The organism is Serinicoccus sp. CUA-874, assembly GCF_001942225.1.
GTDB lineage: Bacteria > Actinomycetota > Actinomycetes > Actinomycetales > Dermatophilaceae > Ornithinicoccus > Ornithinicoccus marinus.
Map to the genome: position 1 here is coordinate 135690 of NZ_MKJZ01000033.1, position 20545 is coordinate 156234.

Annotated in this window: 20 protein-coding genes; 12 read left to right on the top strand and 8 right to left on the bottom strand. The window is 72.7% G+C overall.

Features of this window, described 5'->3' with window-relative positions:
• The first annotated feature begins 50 nt into the window (after positions 1-50).
• From BJF80_RS09535 to BJF80_RS09550, 4 genes are all read left to right on the top strand, one after another.
• On the top strand, positions 51-275 hold the full coding sequence (locus BJF80_RS09535; protein ID WP_237767526.1) for a type II toxin-antitoxin system Phd/YefM family antitoxin: 225 nt from the start codon (positions 51-53) through the stop codon (positions 273-275).
• The gene (locus BJF80_RS09540; RefSeq protein ID WP_075813153.1) at positions 272-694 is read left to right on the top strand and encodes a type II toxin-antitoxin system VapC family toxin; all 423 of its coding nucleotides are present in this window, start codon (positions 272-274) and stop codon (positions 692-694) included. The genes BJF80_RS09535 and BJF80_RS09540 overlap by 4 nt, the downstream gene beginning before the upstream one ends.
• Positions 695-814: 120 nt before the next feature.
• A complete protein-coding gene (locus BJF80_RS09545; RefSeq protein ID WP_075813155.1) occupies positions 815-2893 on the top strand; it encodes a M3 family metallopeptidase in 2079 nt (692 codons plus the stop codon).
• Positions 2894-2977: 84 nt separating this feature from the next.
• Positions 2978-3214, top strand: coding sequence for a hypothetical protein (locus BJF80_RS09550; RefSeq protein ID WP_143554062.1), 237 nt, complete (start codon positions 2978-2980; stop codon positions 3212-3214).
• A 64-nt stretch (positions 3215-3278) separates the two neighbouring features.
• On the opposite strand, the gene BJF80_RS09555 is transcribed toward BJF80_RS09550, so the two are convergent.
• Together BJF80_RS09555 and BJF80_RS09560 are read right to left on the bottom strand one after the other, a co-directional pair.
• Entirely contained in the window at positions 3279-3842 is a 564-nt protein-coding gene (locus BJF80_RS09555) for a methyltransferase domain-containing protein (RefSeq protein ID WP_083673581.1), read from the bottom strand.
• Positions 3843-3941: 99 nt separating this feature from the next.
• The gene (locus BJF80_RS09560) at positions 3942-4412 is read right to left on the bottom strand and encodes a MarR family winged helix-turn-helix transcriptional regulator (RefSeq protein ID WP_022925808.1); all 471 of its coding nucleotides are present in this window, start codon (positions 4410-4412) and stop codon (positions 3942-3944) included.
• A gap of 62 nt (positions 4413-4474) precedes the next feature.
• Between BJF80_RS09560 and BJF80_RS18415 the strand changes: the two genes are divergently transcribed.
• Genes BJF80_RS18415 through BJF80_RS09570 form a run of 3 tightly spaced genes read left to right on the top strand, consistent with a single transcriptional unit; the run spans position 4475 to position 8114 of the window.
• Positions 4475-5599: an efflux RND transporter permease subunit gene (locus BJF80_RS18415; protein ID WP_143554063.1), complete on the top strand. Its 1125-nt coding sequence runs from the start codon at positions 4475-4477 to the stop codon at positions 5597-5599.
• Positions 5554-7773, top strand: a complete 2220-nt coding sequence (locus BJF80_RS09565) for an efflux RND transporter permease subunit (protein WP_187344358.1) — start codon at positions 5554-5556, stop codon at positions 7771-7773. Before BJF80_RS18415 ends, BJF80_RS09565 begins: the two co-directional genes overlap by 46 nt.
• 5 nt (positions 7774-7778) lie before the next feature.
• Entirely contained in the window at positions 7779-8114 is a 336-nt protein-coding gene (locus BJF80_RS09570; RefSeq protein ID WP_202817180.1) for a FitA-like ribbon-helix-helix domain-containing protein, read from the top strand.
• A 93-nt stretch (positions 8115-8207) separates the two neighbouring features.
• On the opposite strand, the gene BJF80_RS09575 is transcribed toward BJF80_RS09570, so the two are convergent.
• On the bottom strand, positions 8208-9572 hold the full coding sequence (locus BJF80_RS09575; RefSeq protein WP_075813161.1) for a glucose-6-phosphate dehydrogenase: 1365 nt from the start codon (positions 9570-9572) through the stop codon (positions 8208-8210).
• Between the two features lie 58 nt (positions 9573-9630).
• On the bottom strand, positions 9631-10884 hold the full coding sequence (locus BJF80_RS09580; protein ID WP_075813163.1) for an MFS transporter: 1254 nt from the start codon (positions 10882-10884) through the stop codon (positions 9631-9633).
• 316 nt (positions 10885-11200) lie between these two features.
• Here BJF80_RS09580 and BJF80_RS09585 point away from each other — a divergent pair, with 316 nt between their 5' ends.
• Positions 11201-12412, top strand: a complete 1212-nt coding sequence (locus BJF80_RS09585) for an IS110 family RNA-guided transposase (RefSeq protein ID WP_075813165.1) — start codon at positions 11201-11203, stop codon at positions 12410-12412.
• A 56-nt stretch (positions 12413-12468) separates the two neighbouring features.
• Here the strand turns inward: BJF80_RS09585 and BJF80_RS09590 are convergent, their stop codons facing one another.
• The 3 genes from BJF80_RS09590 to BJF80_RS09600 form a co-directional block, all read right to left on the bottom strand.
• A complete protein-coding gene (locus BJF80_RS09590) occupies positions 12469-13050 on the bottom strand; it encodes a class F sortase (RefSeq protein ID WP_075813167.1) in 582 nt (193 codons plus the stop codon).
• 18 nt (positions 13051-13068) lie between these two features.
• Positions 13069-13626, bottom strand: a complete 558-nt coding sequence (locus BJF80_RS09595) for a hypothetical protein (RefSeq protein WP_075813169.1) — start codon at positions 13624-13626, stop codon at positions 13069-13071.
• Positions 13627-13829: 203 nt separating this feature from the next.
• A complete protein-coding gene (locus BJF80_RS09600; protein ID WP_075813171.1) occupies positions 13830-15749 on the bottom strand; it encodes a cation:proton antiporter in 1920 nt (639 codons plus the stop codon).
• 123 nt (positions 15750-15872) lie between these two features.
• Between BJF80_RS09600 and BJF80_RS09605 the strand changes: the two genes are divergently transcribed.
• Positions 15873-16916 carry a hypothetical protein gene (locus BJF80_RS09605; protein ID WP_075813173.1) on the top strand — a complete coding sequence of 348 codons (1044 nt, stop codon included), beginning with the start codon at positions 15873-15875 and terminating at the stop codon, positions 16914-16916.
• 55 nt (positions 16917-16971) lie between these two features.
• Here BJF80_RS09605 and BJF80_RS09610 read toward each other — a convergent pair whose 3' ends face one another.
• Positions 16972-17583: a biotin transporter BioY gene (locus tag BJF80_RS09610; RefSeq protein ID WP_075813175.1), complete on the bottom strand. Its 612-nt coding sequence runs from the start codon at positions 17581-17583 to the stop codon at positions 16972-16974.
• Positions 17584-17756: 173 nt separating this feature from the next.
• On the opposite strand from BJF80_RS09610, the gene BJF80_RS09615 reads away from it, so the two are divergent.
• From BJF80_RS09615 to ilvA, 3 genes are read left to right on the top strand one after another with little or no spacing between them, the layout of a single operon-like run.
• On the top strand, positions 17757-18776 hold the full coding sequence (locus BJF80_RS09615; RefSeq protein WP_075813556.1) for a 6-phosphofructokinase: 1020 nt from the start codon (positions 17757-17759) through the stop codon (positions 18774-18776).
• Positions 18777-18787: 11 nt separating this feature from the next.
• A complete protein-coding gene (locus BJF80_RS09620) occupies positions 18788-19210 on the top strand; it encodes a hypothetical protein (protein WP_075813177.1) in 423 nt (140 codons plus the stop codon).
• A gap of 40 nt (positions 19211-19250) precedes the next feature.
• Positions 19251-20510: a threonine ammonia-lyase IlvA gene (gene ilvA / locus BJF80_RS09625; protein WP_075813179.1), complete on the top strand. Its 1260-nt coding sequence runs from the start codon at positions 19251-19253 to the stop codon at positions 20508-20510.
• The last annotated feature ends 35 nt before the right edge of the window (positions 20511-20545 follow it).

Consider the following 20545-nt stretch of genomic DNA (forward strand, 5'->3'; position numbering starts at 1 on the left):
CCTCGTCGTGTCGGCTGGTCGGAGACTAGTCCGATCTGCCTGAGCAGCACGTGGGCGCCTACGACGCCAAGACCCACCTGCCTCGACTCCTCGACGAGGTGGAGCAGGGTGCCACCGTCACCATCACCCGGCACGGGCGTCCGGTCGCCCGGCTCGTCGGGGTGCGCGGCGCCGCCCCCGCCTCAGCCGACCTGGAGTCCGCCTTCGCCGCAGCCCGCGCCGGGCACACCCTCGGGCTGCCCGCTGCCGAGGCCGTGGCCGAGGGGCGACGTTGAGCGGCGTCGTCCTCGACGCGTCGGCAGCGCTGTCGTGGTGCTTCGAGGACGAGTGGACGCCGCAGAGCGACTCCCTGCTGGCGACCGTGCGCACCGACGGTGCCGTCGTCCCGCCGCTGTGGGACCTGGAGATCGCCAACGCCCTCGCGGGGGCGGAGCGGCGCGGGCGCATCACAGCGGCGCACGCCACCCACCTGGTCGCCCTGCTCGCCCAGCTGCCGATCGAGGTGAGCGAGCACGACCCAGGCATGCCGGAGCTGCTCGCCCAGGCCCGCACGTCCGGCCTCACGGCCTATGACGCCTGCTATCTGCTCACGGCGATGGCGACCGGGCTCCCCCTCGCCTCGCTGGACGGTCGGCTGCGGGAGGCCGCGGTGGCGCAGGGGGTCACGGTGCTGCCGGGGCTCGCGCCAGCCTGAGACCGCGACTCCTCCGCAGCAGTGCTGCCGATGTCGTGACGCATCACCGCAGAGGCACACCTTCTGCGTGAGAGTGGGCCCACGGGCCGGCGACGACCGGCATACCGGCGCTGTGCTGTGATGAGCGCCATGACCAACCCGCTGCTCGCCCCGTCCACGCTGCCGTTCTCCCTGCCCGACTACGCGACGATGACCGATGCGCACGTGCGCGAGGCGATCGAGGTGGGGATGGCCGAGCAGCTGGACGCGCTACGCCTGCTCGCCGCCGACCCCGAGCCGGCCACGGTGGCCAACGTCCTGCACGCCTGGGAGACCAGCGGCGCCACCCTGGACCGCACGATGTCCGCCTTCTGGGTCGCCCGGTCCGCCGACACCAACCCCGAGCGCGACGCGATCATGGCCGAGTTCGCCCCCCGTCTGGCGGCTCACTCGGACACGATCATGCTCGACCCCGACCTGTATGCCCGGCTCCGGGCGCTGCGCGAGCGCGCCGACGCCGGGGAGGTCGAGCTCGACGAGCAGGACGAGTTCGTGCTCGACGAGCGGCTGCGGGGCTACGAGCGTGGCGGCATCACCCTCGACGAGCCCGGCCAGGCGCGGCTGCGCGAGCTCAACGCTGAGCTGGCGACGCTGTCCACCGAGTTCGACCGGTTGCTGGTCACCGGCCGCGCGGCCGCCGCCGTGCACGTGACCGACGAGGCCCAGCTCGCCGGGCTCGGCGCGGACGAGACAGCCGGGTTGCGCGAGGCGGCCCAGGCCGCGGGGCTCGACGGCTGGCTCGTCACGCTCACCAACACGACCGGGCAGCCCGTCCTGGACTCGCTGGAGGACCGCAGCCTGCGCGAGCGGGTCTTCCGCGCCTCCGTCGAGCGGGGCCTGAGTGAGGGCGAGCACGACACCCGCGACATCCTGGTGCGGATCGCGCGGCTGCGGGCCGAGCGCGCCACCCTGCTCGGCTACGAGCACCACGCGTCCTACGTCCACCAGGTCGGCTGCGCCCGCACCACGGCGGCCGTCAACGACCTGCTGGCACGGCTCGCGCCGGGGGTCGTGGAGCTCGCGGAGCGCGAGGCCGACGCGCTCGCCGAGCAGCTGCGCACCCTCGACCCGGACGCGACGCTGGAGGCCTGGGACTGGCAGTTCCTCGCCGCGCGCGACTCCGGCGACGCCTTCGACACGGCCCGGCTCACGCCCTACCTCGAGTTCGAGCAGGTGCTCACCGAGGGGGTCTTCGCCGCCGCCACCGCGCTCTACGGCATCACCTTCCACGAGCGCGAGGACCTGGTCGGCTACACCAAGGACGCTCGGGTCTTCGAGGTGCGGGAGGAGGACGGCACGACGCTCGGGCTGGTCGTCCTCGACCCCTACACCCGGCCGACCAAGAAGGGCGGGGCGTGGATGACGAGCATCGTCGACCAGTCCCACCTGCTCGGCGACCTGCCGGTCGTCACCAACACCTGCAACCTGCCGCCGCCCGCGCCGGGCTCCCCGAGCCTCATGACGTGGACCAACGTCATCACGCTCTTCCACGAGTTCGGGCACGACCTGCACGGGCTGCTCTCCGACGTGCGCTACCCCTCCCGCTCGGGCACCTCGGTCCCGCGCGACTTCGTCGAGTTCCCGAGCCAGGTCAACGAGATCTGGGCCTGGGAGCCGGCGCTCCTGCAGCGGTATGCCCGGCACCACGAGACCGGGGAGCCCGTCCCCGCCGCGTGGGTCGAGCAGCTCGCCGCGAGCCGCACCGAGACCGGCTACCACACGCTGGAGCTGCTCAAGGCGATGATCCTGGACCAGGCCTGGCACCAGACGCCGCTCACCGAGCTGCCCGCGGACGGCTCCGGCGTCGAGGCCTTCGAGGCGGCCGCCCTGGAGCGGTCGGGAGTCGCCTTCCCGCTCGTCCCGCCGCGCTACCGCAGCTCCTACTTCCACCACATCTTCGGCGGGGCTTACTCCGCCGGTTACTACTCCTACCTCTGGTCGGAGGTCATGGACGCCGACACGGTCGCCTGGTTCCGCGAGCAGGGCGACGATGACCACCCCGGGGGGATGACCCGGGCCGCCGGCGAGGTCTTCCGACGGGAGCTGCTGGGGCCCGGCGGGTCCCGCGAGGCCCTCTCGACCTACCGGGAGTTCCGCGGCGCCGACCCGGACGTGAGCCATCTGCTGGCCCGGCTCGGGCTCGGTGAGGGCACCCGCTGACGGCGCCGGCGTCGGGCGCCACGCTGCGTCTCGGCGCCGTCCTCGGTAGGGTGATGCACCCATCGAGGAAGGTGGTTGATGACGATGAAGTCTTTCCCCCTGATCCCGTATGCCGTGGTCGGCGTGGTGCTCTTGCTGTGGTGGACCTTCACCCAGTCTCTGGTCGCCGCCGGTCTGATCGCCGCGCTGCTCGTCGTGGCCGCGGTCCACATCATCAAGATCACCAGCGGTCCGGGCTCGCTCGGCAGCGCTCAGGACGAGGCCGAGGGCCACGTCCGCGCCAGCTTCCCCGTGCCGCCGGAGCGTCCCCGCGGCATCTGAGACAGCCGTTCTCAGCGATCCGGCGCGACCGGACGACCACAGCGACCAGGAGAGCGCACGCTCCTCAGGCCGGTCGGGTCGCCCGCACCACGGCTGCCGCCGCGAGGTCGTGCACCTGGTGGGTGCGCTCGATCTGGACGTCGTGGAAGCCGACGTCGCCCAGGACGCGCCGGTCATCGCTCTCGAGCAGCGCGCCCGCGATGCAGCCGGTCCAGCTCTCCACGTCCGCACGCAGCTCGTCGGTCCACGGGGCCAGTGCGACGACGTCGCTGATCGCCAGCCGCCCGCCGGGTCGGAGCACGCGGAAGGCCTCGGCGAGCGCGACCCGCTTGTCGGCCGCGAGGTTGATCACGCAGTTGGAGATGACGACGTCGACGCTGGCGTCCGGGAGCGGCACGTCCTCCAGGTAGCCCTCCAGGAACTCGACGTTGGTCACCCCCGCGTCAGCCGCGTTGCGCACCGGGGACCTGCCGGCGAAGAGCAGCACGTCCTCGTCGACGTCGCCGTAGAGGAACTCGAGGTCCTGCTCGACCTCCTGCGGCGGGCCCGCCGTCGCCATCAGCGGGGTGCCGCCCAGCAGCATCACGGTCGCGATGGCGCGGACCGTCACTCGTGTCGTCGACCACATCGTCCTGCTCCTCGTCACGGGGGTGCCGCCGAGGCCGGGTGCCCCGCTCGCGCACGGCGCCAGGGTGGCCCGGTGGCGCACGAGGAGCGCAAGAACGTCTCAGCGGCGCTCGGCCTCGATCGCGACAGCGACGTCCCGCATCCGCTGCACGAGCCGGGCCAGGTCCGCCAGCTCGGCGTCAGTGAGCCGGTCCAGCACCAGCTGCCTGCCCAGCCGGGTCGGCACCTCGAGACCGGCCAGCAGCTCCTCCCCCTCGGCGGTGAGCCGCAGCAGCACCCGGCGCCGGTCGGCGGGGTCGTGCTCTCGCTCCACCCAGGCCTTGCCGACGACCCGGTCGACCAGGCCGCTCGTGGTCGCGGTGGAGACACCGAGGTGGCCGGCCAGGTCCTGCCCGGTGATGCCCGGGGTATGCCGGACCAGTGTGAGCACCTGCAGCTGGCGCAGCGTGAGGTCGGCCGGCAGCGGCAGCGGCTCGAGCCAGCGGATCGCGAGCGCGTGCAGCTCGGTCTCCGCCTCCGTGAGGCGGCCCAGCAGCGCCGTGCGCTCTCCCGGGTCGGGCGTGGACGTCATACCGAGCGATGCTCCCTGTCGATTCGGCCAAGGGTAATGGTTCGCCTTAGGCTAGACATCCTATGTCGCGCCTCACCCTGTTCAGCGTCCGCAACCGGGCGCTGGTGGCCCTGGCCACCGTCTTCAGCATCCTGGCCGGGCTGTGGTCCGCGGGCAGCCTGCCCCGTGAGCTCTTCCCCTCGCTGCAGTTCCCCGTCCTCGTCGTGGCCACCTCCACACCGGGCTCGAGCACGTCGGTGATCGAGGAGCAGGTGACCGAACCGGTGGAGACCGCCGCCCAAGGGCTCAACGACGTCGTCGAGGTCACCTCCACCAGCACCGACGGCTTCTCGACCGTGATCGTCGAGCTGGACTACGGCACCGAGATCGGCGCGGCGCAGACGGACCTGCAGCGGGCCGTGCTCAGCCTGCCCGACTTGCCGGACTCGGCCACGCCGCAGATCTTCGCGGGCAACATCGACGACTTCCCGATCATCCAGCTCGCCGCCAGCGGCGGCGACGACGCCCGCGACCTCGTCGACCGGCTGGAGCGGGTCGTCATCCCCGACATCGAGGACATCGACGGCGTGCGCTCGGTGACCCTCTCCGGTGTCGCCGACCGGGTGGTCTCGGTCGACCTCGACGAGGAGGCGGCGCAGGAGCAGGGCGTGACCCTCTCGACCGTCACCCAGGTGCTGCAGGCCAACGGGGTGGTCCTGCCCGGCGGGTCGGTGCTCGACGGCGAGACCGAGCTGCCGGTCCAGGTCGGCTCCCGGCTGACCTCGGCCGAGCAGATCGGGCTGCTGCCGATGCTCGGCCAGGAGGCGGCCGCGGCCCAGCAGGCCGCCGCGCAGACGCAGCAGCAGGCGGACGAGGCGCAGCAGGCCGCGGACGACGCTGCTGAGGCGGCGGCCGCCTCACCGCAGGACCCTGAGCTCGCGGCCCAGGCGGCCGCGTCGGCCGCAGCGGCCGAGCAGGCGGCAGCCGCCGCCGAGCAGGCCGGCGAGGTCGAGATCCCCCGGCTGCGCGACGTGGCCACCGTGACGCTGGAGGAGCGGGAGGCGACGGCATACACCCGGACCAACGGCGAGCCGAGCGTCGGCCTCGCGATCACGAAAACGCCCGACGCAACGCCGTCGAGATCAGCCACGAGCTCGAGGCGTTGCAGGACGAGATCAGCACCGCGCTCGGTGGGGGCGAGCTGGTGACGATCTACGACGGCGCGCCCTTCATCGAGGACTCCATCGAGGACCTCGCGACCGAGGGGCTGCTCGGCCTCGGCTTCGCGATCCTCGTCGTGCTCGTCTTCCTGCTCTCGGTGCGGCTCACGCTCGTCACCGCGGTGTCGATCCCGCTGTCGCTGCTCATCGCCCTGGTCGGGCTGCAGGCCGCGGGCTACACCCTCAACATCCTCACCCTCGGCGCGCTGACCATCTCGGTCGGACGCGTCGTGGACGACTCCATCGTCGTCATCGAGAACATCAAGCGGCACATCGGCCGTGGCGACGACCGGCGCACGGCCGTGGTCGAGGCCACGCGCGAGGTCGCCGGCGCGATCACCTCGGCGACGGTCGCCACCGTGGCGGTCTTCCTGCCGCTGGGCTTCGTCGGCGGGCAGGTGGGTGAGCTGTTCCGCCCCTTCGCGGTCACCGTGGCGCTGGCCATGCTGGCCTCGCTGCTCGTGGCGCTGACGATCATCCCCGTCCTCGGCTTCTGGTTCCTCGGACGCCGCACCGAGGGCGGCAAGCACGAGCCGGAGGCACCGCAGACCGAGGAGGACGACTCCCCCGACCGGCTCCAGCGCGCCTACCTCCCGGTCCTGCGCGCCGCGCTGGGGCGGCCCTGGCTCACCGTGCTGCTCGCCGTCACGCTGCTCGGCGGCACGGGGTATGCCGCGACCCTGCTCAAGACCGACTTCATCGGGAGCACGGGCGAGAACACGCTGCAGGCGACCCTCACGATGCCGACCGGGACCACGCTGGAGGACACCGACGCGAAAGCGGCGCAGGTGGAGGAGTGGCTGGCCGAGCAGGACGAGGTCGTGACCTCGCAGGTGACCGCGGGGAGCCCCGGCGGCATCGAGGCGGTCTTCCTCGGCAGCGGGGCCAACAGCGCGACCTTCGCGGTGACGCTCGAGGAGGGAGCGGAGGGCGAGGCCTTCGGCGACGAGCTGACCACCGCGGTCGAGCTGCCCGAGGGAGCCACCTTCACGGCTCAGGTCGGCCAGCAGGGCGGGCCGTCCGCCGCCGGGCTGGAGGTGCAGGTGCAGGGTCAGGACGTCGAGGACCTCCGGGAGACCGCCGACGAGGTGACGGCGCTCATGTCCGACGCCGGCGCGCTGGACGTGAGCAACAACCTCACCGAGACCGTGCCCGCGCTGCAGGTGCGGGTCGACCGTGCGGCCGCGGCGGAGGCCGGGATCGCCGAGGCCCAGCTCGGGCAGGTCATCCAGGCCGCGACCGACGGGGCGACCGTCGGGCAGGTCGAGATCGACGCCAGCCAGGTCGACGTCGTGGTCAGCGACGGCCAGGTCGACGACCTCGACACGCTGCGCGAGCTGGAGGTCGGCAGCGGGGCCGACGGTGGAGCCGTGAGGCTCGGCGACGTGGCCGAGCTGGAGACGGTCGAGGAGGCGGTGAGCATCACCCGCATCGACGGGCTGCGCGCCGCGACGGTGAGCGGCCGCTCCACGGCCGACGACCTCGGTGCGCTCACGGCCGACCTGCAGCAGCGGATCGACAACCTGGAGACGCCCGAGGGCGTGCAGGTCTCCCTCGGCGGGGTCAGCGCCGACCAGGAGGAGGCCTTCGCCGCCCTCGGCCTGGCGCTCGTGGCCGCGATCGCGATCGTCTACCTCGTCATGGTGGCGACCTTCAACTCGCTGGTCCAACCGCTCATCCTGCTCGTGTCGGTGCCCTTCGCGGCGACCGGCTCGATCGGGCTGCTGCTGCTCACCGACACCCCGCTGGATATCGCCTCCATGGTCGGGCTGCTCATGCTCATCGGCATCGTCGTGACCAACGCGATCGTGCTCATCGACCTCGTCAACCAGTACCGCGCCCGCGGTCTGGAACGCACCGACGCGGTCGTGGAGGGCGCTCGGCACCGGTTCCGGCCGATCGTCATGACGGCGGCGGCGACGATCCTGGCGCTCACCCCGATGGCCTTCGCGATCACCGGGGGCGGGGCCTTCATCTCCCAGCCGCTGGCCATCGTGGTCATCGGGGGCCTCATCTCCTCGACGGCCCTCACGCTCATCCTCGTGCCGGTGCTCTACGAGCTGGTGGGCCGCGGGGCTGCCCGGGTCGCCCGGGTGGGTCGGCGCGAGGATGAGGAGAGCGGGCCCGAGCGGCGCGACGAGGCGGCCGAGCAGCCCGCCTGAGCGGGATGGGCCTGACGCCCGGGCATGCGGTTCGAGCGCGCTCGGCAGGAGACATCGCGGCCTGGGGTTTCCTCGGTGATGCTCTCATTCACGCGATATCGGAGGTGGTCGTGATGGAGCAGATCTTGATCCGCGGCCTTCCCGCGGGGACCAAGGCGGCGCTGCGCAAGCGTGCCGAGCAGAACCATCGGTCGGCGGAGGCAGAGGCACGCGACGCGCTGACCCGAGCGCTGCGCGACGAGCCTGTCACGATCGTCGATCTGCTGAGCACGGACGAGGGCACCGACAGCCGGTTCGAGCCTGAGCGGCTGGGGCTGACGGCTCGCTCGGCACACCTGTGAGGTACCTGCTGGACACCAGCGTGGTTCGCGACGCTCGGTGGGGTCAGAAGCAACCATTCGCGACGCTCGGTGGGGGTGTCGGCGTGGGCAGGATCACCAGCCGCCGGGGCCGTCCGAGCCCGCGGCATACTCCTCCAGCGGCACCTCGCCCGCCCGCCAGGCGGCGTAGACGGGTTCGACGATCCGCCACAGCTCCTCGGCCTCGTCGCCGCGGATCGTCAGCAGCGGGTTGCCGTCGAGGATGGCGCCGAGGATCTCGCCGTAGGGCAGCATCCGGGACTTGCCGAGCTCGGCGGCGAGCTCCTTCTGCTCCAGGTCGAAGGGGTCGCCCTCGGCGTTCATCGACAGCTCCAGCGCGACGCTGCCGGGCTTGAGCTCCAGCATCAGCCGGTCCGGGCCGGGTGCCGGGCTCAGGCCCGTCGGGGTGTGCGCGGGCTCGCGGAAGACGACCACGACCCGCTTCGCCTTGTCCCGGAGCGCCTTGCCCGAGCGCAGCACGAAGGGCACCCCGCTCCAGCGGGCGTTGTCGAGCTGCACGGTGAGCTGGGCCAGGGTCTCGGTCTCGCGCTCGGGGTCGACGCCCTCCTCGGAGGCGTAGTCCGGGACCTGGGTGCCCTCGACCTCACCGGCGGTGTAGCGCGCCCGGCGGGAGGCGGCCGCCGGGTCGTGCCCCCACGGCTGGACGGCCCGCAGCGCCTGCGCCTTGAGCCCGCGGATCTCCTCCGGCTGCATGGTCGCCGGGGCCTCCATGGCGAAGAAGGCCAGGATCTCCAGCAAGTGGCTCTGGATCATGTCCATGAGCGCACCGGCGTGGTCGTAGTAGCCGGCGCGGCCCTCCAGCGCCAGGGTCTCGTCGTAGCAGATCTCGACCCGCTCGATGTGCTCGGCGGTCCAGATCGGCTGCAGCAGGCGGTTGGCGAAGCGCAGGCCGATGAGGTTGAGGATGGTGCTGACGCCGAGGAAGTGGTCGATCCGGAAGATGCTGCCCTCGGGCACCACCCGCAGCAGCTGCCGGTTGAGCTCCTGCGCGGACTCCAGGCTGTCGCCGAAGGGCTTCTCCAGCGCGAGCCGGGTCCCCTCCGGCACCCGCAGCTCCTCCAGGAGCACGCAGACCTTGACCGTGACCGCGGGCGGCAGCGCGAAGTAGAGCGCCAGCGGAAAGCCGGTCTGCTCCAGCAGTGCGCTGAGCTGGTCCTTCTCGAGCAGGTCGGTGCGGTGATAGGTCGAGTCGGCGACGACCCGCTCGGCCACCTCCTGCGGCACCTCGGCCTCGGCGAGGCTGTCGCGGACCTTGGCCTGCCAGTCCTCCTGGCTCAGCTCGACCCGGTCCGCCCCCATCACCCGCACGGTCCGCCCCGGCTCCTCGCGCAGCAGGGTGCCGAGACCGGGGAGCAGCAACCGGCGGGTCAGGTCGCCGGAGGCGCCGAGGATGAGCAGGGTGGTGGTCTGATCAGGCATACGAGCGGTCCCTCCCACGGAATATGTCGGGTCGGCGCCAGTCTGGCAGGTCCGGGGCTCAGCCGCGTGCCGCAGCCCGGGCGCGGGGTCCGACGTCCCGGCGGTGGACGAGCAGCGAGACGCCGAGGACGGCGAGCCCGCCGAGCGAGAGCGCCGCACCGACGAGCGCCGGGGCGCGGTAGCCGTAGCCCGCCGCGATGACCAGCCCGCCGACCCAGGCGCCGAGGGCGTTCGCGACGTTGAGCGAGGCGTGGTTCATCGCGGCACCCAGGGTGCGCGCGGAGCCCGCGACGTGCATGAGGCGCAGCTGCAGCCCCACCACCCACGCCGAGCTGGTCAGCCCGATGGCCGCCACGGTGAGCAGCGCCGGGACCGTCGCGCCGGAGCTCCAGAAGAAGACGAGCAGCGAGAGGGCGGAGCCGGCGCCGGTGAGGACCAGGGTGCGCAGCACCGACCAGTCCCCCAGCCGGCCGCCGAGCCAGGTGCCGAGGACCGACACCACGCCGTAGACGAGGAGGAAGACCGGGACCCACCCCTCGTCCAGCCCGGTGACCTCGGTGACCGTGGGGGCGATGTAGGAGTACGTGGCGAACATGCCACCGAAGCCGATGGCGCCGATCGCCAGGGTCAGCCAGAACTGCGTGCTGGTGAAGGCCCGCAGCTCGGCCCGCCGCGACTGCGTGCGGTCCCGTGGCGTCCGCGGGACCCAGACCCGCACCAGCAGCGCCGCGAGCAGACCGATGACCGCGACGGCCCAGTAGCTCACCCGCCACCCGAAGACCTGCCCGGCCCAGGTGCCGAGCGGCACCCCCAGGAGCAGCGCGATGGGGATGCCCAGCATGACCGTGCCCACGGCGCGCCCACCGCGGCCGGGGACAGCCAGGGAGACGGCCACGAGCGAGGCGAGTCCGAAGAAGCCGGCATGCGGCAGCCCGGCCACGAAGCGTGCGACCACGAGCGTGCCGAGCGACGGGGCCAGCGCGGCCGCGGCGTTCGCGAGCGCGAAGAGCAGCATGAACCCCACGAGCAGGGCCCGGCGCGGCGCCCGGGCCGCGCCCACCGCGGCGACCGGCGCCCCGACGACGACCCCGAGGGCGTAGGCGGAGATGGCATACCCCGCGGTCGGGATGCTCACGTCCAGCCCGGTGGCGATCTGCGGCAGCACGCCCATGGTGACGAACTCGGCGACCCCGATGCCGACACCACCCAGGATCAGCGCCGCGAAGGCGAGGGTATGGCGCGGCCCGGCGGCGGGGTCGGGCGCGCCGTCGGTGGCGGTGCCGGGGCGGACGGGGGTGTGCGGGGTCGACAAGGAGAACCTCTGATCGGAGGAGCACGACGGTGGGGAGGCCTCCAGCCTAATGGGAGTGCAGTCACCCCTCCGGAAGGACTGGGGTGGGAGGCTGGTGGCCGAGCCGTCGGCCGGTGAGCACCGTTCTCAGCCCGAGGTCGTCAAGGAACCTCTATGCGTAGATCGTGTCCCGGCCGGCGGGTAGGTCGCCCGTTGAGTGCTACTGGGATGTCGTGCCCCGCGGCTTGTGGGTGAGCACTGATCCATTAGGTCGCTACCGGGGCGGTCTCGGCTCACGCGAGATGACAGGACCGACAACAGCAAGGAGGCGGTGAGAGTGATCTTCGTCGGCAACGACTGGGCAGAGGACCACCACGACGTCTACGTGATGGACCAGGCGGGCGAGAAGCTCGCGGCCAAGCGGCTCGGCGAGGGCATCGAGGGCATCAGGGCCTTCCACGCCCTGCTCGGTACCCATGCCGAGGACCCCACGCAGGTGCGCGTCGGGATCGAGACCGACCGGGGCCTGTGGGTCAACGCGTTGGTCGCGGCCGGGTACCTGGTCCACGCGATCAATCCCAGGGCGACCGCGCGGTACCGGGACCGGCACCATGTCGGTGGGGCCAAGTCCGACGCCGGCGACGCCAAGATGCTGGCCGACCTGGTCCGCACCGACGCGCACAACCACCGCCTGGTCGCCGGGGACAGCGCGCAGGTGGAGGGTGTCAAGGTCCTCGCCCGGGCGCACCAGAACCTCATCTGGTCCCGGGCCCGGGAGACCAACCGGCTGCGCAGCGCCCTGCGCGAGTACTACCCCGCCGCGCTGGTCGCGTTCGAGGATCTCGATGACCGGGACGCCCTGACCGTCCTGGGCCGAGCACCCGACCCGGAGACCGGGGCCCGGTTGACCCTGTCCCAGATCACCGCCGCGCTGCGCGCTGGTGGACGCCGCCGCTACCTGGAGGCCACCGCCGAGCGGATCCAGCACGCCCTGTGCACCGAGCAGCTGGCCGCCCCACTCCCGGTCGTGCAGTCCTACGCCGCGAGCACCAAGGCCCTGGTCGGGCTGCTGGCCGCGTTCAACACCCAGATCGAGGACCTCGAGACCCAGCTGAACCAGTCTTTTGAGCAGCACCCGGACGCCGACATCTACCTCTCGCTGCCAGGCCTGAGTGACATCCTCGGCGCCCGGGTGCTCGGCGAGCTCGGGGACGACCCCGAACGCTTCGCTGACGCCAAGTCTCGCAGGAACTACGCAGGCACCTCACCCATCACCAAGGCGTCAGGCAAGAAGAAGATCGTGCTGGCCCGTTACATCCGCAACAAACGCCTGTACGACGCGATCGACCAGTGGGCCTTCTGCTCCCTGAGCACCAGCCCCGGCGCCCGCGCCTACTATGACGAACGCCGCGCCGCGGACTACGAGCACCACGAAGCCTTACGCGCCCTGGGCAACCGATGGATCGGCATCCTGCACGGCTGCCTCAAACACCGCACCCCCTACGACGAACACACCGCCTGGGCCCACCGCCACCCCGCCGCAGCTTGACAAGCTAGACCCCTGGGATATCTACGCCCGCCGCCGGGGGATCGTCGACGAGCAGGTCAGCCGTCGACCGCCTCGGCGATCGCGACGAAGTTGGCCTTCTGGCCGCCGTCGCTGCGCTGCCCGAGAGACGGGTCGCAGGTGATGAGGGCGATCCGGGCGACCTCCTCCTGGTCGCCCCACACCGCGTCGCTGCGCTGGAGGCCCTCCTTGGAGACTTGCTGGGTGGAGGTGACGACGAAGTCCCTCGTCCCCCCGTGCCCGTAGCCGACGGTGACGATCTCGCCGTCCTCGACCTCGGCGAGGTCGTAGAAGACGTCCGGCTCGTCGTAGTAGCTGACGTGCGCCGCGATCACCGCCGTCCCCACCTGACCGGGCACCACCCGGTCGGACCCGGCATACCAGATCGCCTTGCCCTGGTCCGGGTTGATCGTGCCCTGCGGGGTGAGGCCCTCCGGGGCGATGGGTTCGTGCTCGAGGCCGGCGCCGGGGACGGTGACCCAGGTCGGTGCCCCCTCGCCCTCGGCGTGGACCGGGCGACCGTCGGTGCCCTGGATCGCCCCGACGGCCTGCACCGCGAGAGCGCTCACCCCGAGCGTCCCGACCAGCAGCCCGGTGGGCAGCAGCAGACGCGCGTTCACGGGGCAGTCCTGCGGGGGTCAGCCCTGCTGGCTGCCCCGGCGACGGACGCCCACGGCGGCCGCCCCGGCGCCGACGAGTGCCAGCACCGCACCGCCGACGAGCAGCGGCGACATCCCGGCCTCTTGGAGCGGGCCTGCGGTCTCGACGGCCGGGCCGGCCGTCTCGTCGTCGGCCTCGTCCTCGCCAGTGGCGGAGTCGTCGTCGGAACCGTCGGCGTCGTCACCTGCGTCGTCGCCGGCTTCGTCCTCCGCAGGGGTCTCCTCGGCGTCAGCGGCGGCCTCGGCGGCCGCGCCCTGGCACAGGGTGATCTCGCGGATGATCGCGCCACCCTCGCTGCCGTAGGTCTCGCCGTACTCCGGGTCCTCGACCGCGACCTCGCCCTCGTCGGAGGTCAGGGTCAGGGCGACCCATTCGTTGTCGCCGTCGAGGTAGGGCCCGTGGACGGCCTCGTCGATGTAGGTGGCGGTCGCGTCCCGGGCATCGCCATGACGTCGCAGCTGACGTCGGCGTAGCCTCCAGGTCGTCCTCGTCGACCGCCACGGCCGGGGTGGCGAGCGCCAGCGCGAAGCCCGCACCGGCGGCGATGGTCAGCGTCCGCAGGGTCGTGGTGCTCATCGTCGATCCTTTCCCGGGCGACCGAGCAGTGGTCGCGGTCCTCGTGCGCGCCGGTCTGTCCGACGTGATCACGTGAACCACATTCGTCACATCCAGCGCACCAGCACCATAGCGTCGGGCCGGTGCGGATCCCGTGGCGATCAGGCGGCGTGTCGCGGATGCCTCACCCGCCACGCACCAGGGCGACCAGCGTCGCGCCCTCCTGCGGCAGGTGCGTCCGCGGCGTGACCACGGTGGCGACGCCGTCGACGACGAGGAACATCAGGACCGCGTCGGGCTCCCGGGCGCGGAAGTCGTCCAGGGTGTGCTGGTCGGTGAGCTTGGTGCGCCGCACCTGCATGCCCTCGCGGGTCGCGGCGTCCAGCTCCGGGGCGGACATCGGCGGGGAGAAGGCGACCCGGGCGGTGAGCTTGCTGGCGGTCTGCTGCTTGGCTCGGGACTCGGTCATCCGCTGCTCGTCCTGGTCGACCTCCCGCTCCTTGGGTTGCGACCTGCGCGGGAGCGGCTCCCCCTGCCGGCGCAGCTGGTAGGTGTTGGCCTGCCCCAGCGCGTGCCCGAACTCGCGCGCGGCGGTGGAGTTGGTGTCGTCGTCGTGGGTGGCCGCGACCAGCGAGCCGATGCCGGCGAGCTCCATGTCCTCGACGGCATACTCCGACAGGATGTGCGTGCGCTCGACCTTGAGCCCGGACATCCGCGCCTGCGCGACCTCGCTGGGGGCCAGCGAGACGAGCAACGTCGGCACCTTGAGCTCGCCGAGCACGCCGGCCGCCTGGCGGGCCCACACCGGAGCCCCGGCGAAGAGCACGCCGTGCGGCGAGGTGGTCGCCAGGCCGAGCCGTTCGGCGAGCCGCCCGACACCGAGGCCGTAGAGGGCCACGGTCACCACGATGGTCACGAAGACCAGCGGCACCAGCCCGGAGGACTCGAGCACCAGCTGCTCCAGGCGCTGCGCCGAGGCCTCCAGCGCCAGCGTCTCCTGCGGGGTGTCGCCGCCGAGCGCGGCGGCGTGCCTGGCCTCGTCGGCCGCGTGCTCGATCTCCAGCGCGAAGATGCTCGTCACCGCTGCGGCGACGATGCCGCGCGGCGCCATGAAGGCGAGCAGGGTCCGCTCCTCGCGGGTCGCCTCGGTGCCCAGCAGCCCGAGAGCCACCGACGCCGGGCGGACGACCAGCACGAGCAGCAGCACGAAGAGGGCCGCCGTGGGGGCGATGGCGACGACCTCGCCGGGGCTGACCCGCCCGGCGAGCAGCACGAAGAGGGCACCGACGATGAGCACCTGCAGGTGCTCCTTGAACTCCCGCACGTGCTCCAGCCGCAGCCCGGGCCGGTTCGCGAGGTAGATGCCGAGCATCGTCACGGTGAGCAGCCCGCTCTCGGCCTGCAGCTCGTTGGAGATGACCAGGGATCCCACGGCCACCGCGAGGAAGGCCACGCCCTCGAGGAAGTCGGGGATGAGGTGGCGGCGCATCGCCCCCTCCAGCAGGACCCCGAAGACGAGCGTGAGGACGGTGGAGATGAGCAGCGTGCGTCCCAGCGTCAGGGCGGCCGTCGTGAGCGCCCCGTCCGGACCGCCGACGATGAGCGCCTGGAAGACGAGGACGGCCAGGATCGCGCCGATCGGGTCGACGACGATGCCCTCCCACCGCAGCATCGAGGAGACCCGGCGGGTGGGGCGCAGCTGCCGGATGATCGGGGCGATGACGGTGGGGCCGGTGACCACGAGCACCGCACCGACGAGCAGCGAGAGCTGCCAGTCCACGCCGGCCACGACGCCGGCCGCGGCGGCGAGCCCCCAGGCGAGCAGGACGGTGACCGAGCAGAGCCGCAGGACAGCGCTGCTGAGGCCCCGCAGCTCACGGAAGCGCAGCGAGAGCGAGCCCTCGAAGAGGATGATGCCGACGGCCAGGTTGACGCCAGCGAAGAGCAGGTCGCGCCCGAGCACGCTCTCCGGCGAGACCCACTGACCCAGGCCGAAGCCGGCGATCAGGAGCAGCAGGATCGAGGGCACCCGCAGGCGGTAGGCCACGAGCTGGCAGAGGATGGCGACCCCGAGCACGAGGGCGAGGTAGGGAGCGGGCGTCACCCGCGCCAGTGTGCCAGCCGCACGACGGCAGTCCCGTCCGCGCGGCGCGTCGGACATACGCTCACCGCCAGGCCCTCTCGGCGCCGCGCAGGTCCGCGCGACAGGAGGGCTAGCCTGCCGTGCATGGCGGAGGAGGCTGACGAGGAGGCGCTGCGCGCGGCGGTCTCCGCCGTGTATGCCGTCGCCCCCGCCGACTTCGTCGCCACCCGCAAGGAGTGGGTCGCGCGGCTGCGCTCCGAGGGCCGCAAGGACACGGCGAAGGAGGTCGCCGGCCTGCGCAAGCCGAGCGTCTCGGCTGCCGCCGTCAACGCGCTCGTGCGCGCCCAGGACCCGGTGGTCGAGGCGCTCCGGGACGTCGGCGCGCGGCTGCGGCACGCGCAGTCGGCCATGGACGCTGCCGGGCTCACGGGGCTGCGCGGCGAGCGGGACGAGCTCCTGCGGGCCTGGGTCACGGCCGCCCGCGAGCACGCCGCAGCACCCCTGACGGGAGCCGTCGAGAGCGAGGTGCGGGACACGGCCGTCGCGGCCCTGGCGGACGCAGAGGCGACCGAGCTCGTGCTCGGCGGCACGTTGACCCGTGCGCTGTCCTACAGCGGGTTCGGCGAGGTCGACGTGGCCGACGCCGTGGCGCGCACCAGCACCGGGGTGGTGCTCACCCGCATCGACGGTGGCGGGCAGACGGCTGAGGAGGACATCCGCGAGACCATCGATACGGAGGTGGGGTCTGCGTCGGACGGCGACGGACCGGCTGCGGGCGGCGACGGGTCTGCGTCGGGCGGCGACGGACCGGCTGCGGGCGGCGACGGGTCTGCTCCGGCCGGCGGGGGCTCGGCTCCGCAGGGCGAGGACTCGACCGCCGAGGACACGGACCTGGAGGCCTTGCGGTCGGCGTTGCAGACGGCGGAGAGCGAGGTGGAGGCGGCGCGTGAGCGGCGCAGGGCCGAGGCAGAGGCGGCGACCTCGGCGCAGGACAAGGTGCGGGTGGCCGAGGCCGGGGTGGACCAGGCCCGCCGCCTGCTGGCGCAGGCGGAGCAGCACGCCGCGAAGGCGCAGCAGTCGGTGGAGCGGGCGCGGGAGGCGCAGGAGCAGGCCGACGAACAGCTCACCGAGGCGCGTGCCCGGCGGGACGCCGCCCGGACCGCCCTCGAGGAGGCCGAGGACCGCTGACCCCCGCGGTGAGGAGGAGCCGGACGCCTGGCCCGACCGACGCGCGGACCCGCGCTCAGCGGTCGGCGTCGAGGCGGCGCACGACCGCCCAGGCCGCCGGGAAGATCGCGGCGGCGACGCCGGCCTTGATGATCCCCGGCACGATGAACGGCGTCACGCCGATCGCGGCGATCGCGGCCGGGTCGCTCAGCTGCAGGAGCGCCGCCATGTAGGGCACACCGACGAGGAAGGGCGCGGCGGTCGCGAGCAGGAAGCCGACCATGGCCAGCCCGACGTGCCGGTCCCAGGCCCGTTCGGCGGCCCAGCCCGCGATGGCCGCAGCGGCGACGAAGCCGATGAGGTAGCCGAACGAGGGCGCGGTGACGTAGGCCGGCCCACCACCGCCGGCGAAGACCGGCGCTCCGGCGAGCCCGACCAGCAGGTAGGTCACCAGCGTGGCGGCGCCCCGGCGCATACCGAGTGCGGAGCCGACGAGCATCACACCCAGCGTCTGGCCGGTGATCGGCACCGGCCCGATGCGGAACTGCACCAGCGCGAGCAGCGAGACCACGACGACGCCGCCCGCGACCAGCGCGACGTCGGTGAGCACGCCACGACGCGGCACCAGCCGGTCGGCGAGGACGAGTGAGGAGGTGTGCGAGGAGGGCGCGGCGGCGGCGGTCGACATGGCGCACACGATGCCACAACGTCGGTGCCGCCGGTCGGCGGCCGGCGGCCGCTGGGCGGAAGTGGAACCGAGGTGACGTGACGTCATACCCTGGGAGCGCATCGGCGCCGGTCACCGTCCCTGGGGTGGCTGGCGCCCACGCGCATCACCCGCCCTGTCGTGAAGGACACATGATGAAGATCGGCCTGCTGACCTCAGGCGGAGACTGCCCCGGCCTCAACGCCGTCATCCGCGGCGTCGTGCTCAAGGGCGACCGGATCTACGAGCACGAGTTCGTCGGGATCAAGGACGGCTTCCGCGGCCTCGTCGAGGACGACATCATCCCGCTGCCCCGCAAGAAGGTCCGCGGGCTGTCCAAGGTCGGCGGCACCATCCTCGGCACCTCCCGGATCAGCCCGATCCGCACCGGCGGCACCGACCGGGTCAAGGAGGTGATGGACAAGCACGAGATCGATGCGCTCGTGGCGATCGGCGGCGAGGGGACGCTGACCGTCGCCCGGATGTTCCACGACGAGGGCATCAACATCGTCGGCGTGCCCAAGACCATCGACAACGACCTGTCGGCCACCGACCGCACCTTCGGCTTCGACACCGCCGTGTCGATCGCCACCGAGTCGATCGACCGGCTCCGGACCACCGGCGAGGCGCACTCCCGGTGCATGATCGTCGAGGTCATGGGGCGGCACGTCGGGTGGATCGCGCTGCACGCGGGCATCGCCAGCGGCGCCCACGCCATCCTCATCCCCGAGGTGCCGGTGGCGCCGGAGCAGCTGTGCGAGTGGGTGCAGAACGCCATGGACCGTGGCCGCGCGCCGACGATCGTCGTCGCCGAGGGCTTCACCTTCGCCGGGGCGGACCAGGTCGCCAGCGACCGGGTCGACGGCTTCGGGCGCCCGCTGCTCGGCGGGATCGGCGAGGCCGTCACCCGGCTCGTCGAGGAGCGCACCGGCATCGAGACCCGCAACACCACGCTGGGGCACCTGCAGCGCGGCGGCGTCCCGAGCTCCTACGACCGGGTGCTCGCCACCCGCTTCGGCACCGCCGCGATCGACGCCGTGAGCGCCAAGAAGTGGGGGACGATGGTGGCCCTGCAGGGGATCGACATCGTCGGTGTCAACCTCCGTGACGCCACGAGCGCGCTCAAGACCGTCCCGCGCGACCAGTGGGACGAAGCCGCGATCATGTTCGGCTGACCGGGGACGTCGTGGAGGGTCCTCCGATCGCCGCGATCATCGGCATCGTCGGCGCCGTGGTCGGCATCTCGCTCATCCTCCTCGGCGGACGCAGCGTCGCCCGGCAGGCCTCCCGCGCCAGCCGGTGGCGACGGGAGCGGGCCACCGTCGTCGGCTACGAATGGCGCGGAGCTGCCGACCACGCGGTCCAGCACTGGCGGATCGAGCGCACCGACGCGCGTGGCACCGTGCACCGCACCACCTCGCAGCTCGGGATGTCGCACGGCACGATGCGGCGCTTCCCCTTCGACGTCGACGTGCTCGTCGACCCGCACGACGAGTCCTCCTTCGTGCTCGCCGGGGGGTGCCGGTCCGGCTGGGGCGGGCTGCTGGCGGTCTTCGCCGGGCTGTTCACGATGCTCATCGCCGTGTCGATCGTCGCACTCATCGCCTGAGCGGTTCGGCCTGACCCGGCGTCACCCCTACGATCGGGGTATGCCGGTCCACTCCCCCTCGCTGCCCACCGCCGCCGACGTCGACGCCGCGGCGCAGCGGATCGCCGGCCGGGTGCACCGGACGCCGCTGGAGCGCACCACCCGCCTCTCCGAGGAGACCGGTGCGCGGGTCTGGGTGAAGCGGGAGGACCTGCAGCCGGTGCGGTCCTACAAGGGCCGTGGCGCGGCCAACCTCATCGCCCAGCTCGACAGCGAGCAGATCTGGGCGGGGGTGGTCTGCGCGAGCGCCGGCAACCACGCTCAGGGTGTCGCGTATGCCTGCGCGACCCTCGGCGTCAACGCGCGGATCTATCTGCCCGCCAACACCCCGCGGCAGAAGCGCGACCGGGTCGCCACCATCGGCGGCGACTGGGTCGAGGTCGTCGTGGTGGGCCGGACCTACGACGAGGCGGCCGCCGCGGCGGTGGCCGACGCCGAGCGGACCGGGGCGACCCTGGTGCCGGCCTTCGACCACCCGCACACCATCGCCGGTCAGGGCACCATCGCCCGGGAGATCAGCGAGGACCTGCCCGGCCCGCCGGACGTCGTCGTCGTGCCCTGCGGGGGCGGGGGGCTGCTCGCCGGGTGCCTCACCTGGTTCGGCGAGCACGCGCCGCAGGTGCGGGTCGTGGCCGCCGAGCCCGCCGGCGCCGCCAGCATGATGGCCGCCACCCACGCCGGGGAACCGGTGGCGCTGCCCGAGATCGACCGCTTCGTCGACGGGGCGGCCGTGCAGAAGGTCGGCGCGCACACCTTCGACGTGGTGCGACGGCATACCCCCGAGCTCGTCGCGGTTCCCGAGGGCCGCATCTGCACCGAGATGATCCGGCTCTACCAGAGCGACGGCATCATCGCCGAGCCCGCCGGGGCCCTGGCGGCGGCAGCGCTGGACGCGGTCGGCGACCTGACCGGGCTCGACGTCGTCGTGGTCGTCTCGGGCGGCAACAACGACCTGCTGCGCTACCCCGAGGTCATGGAGCGCTCGCTCATCCACGAGGGCCTCAAGCACTACTTCCTCGTCGACTTCCCGCAGGAGCCGGGCATGTTGCGCCAGTTCCTCGACGAGGTGCTCGGGCCGGACGACGACATCGCGCTGTTCGAGTACGTCAAGCGCAACAACCGCGAGACCGGCCCGGCCCTCGTCGGCATCGAGCTCGGTGCCCGCGAGGACCTGCAGCCGTTGCTCCGGCGCATGGACGCCAGCTCGCTGCAGATCGAGCCCATCCAGCCGGACAGCCCGCTCTTCCGCTTCATCCTCTGAGAGGCCCGGCCACTCTCGACGCTTCGCGTTGCCGC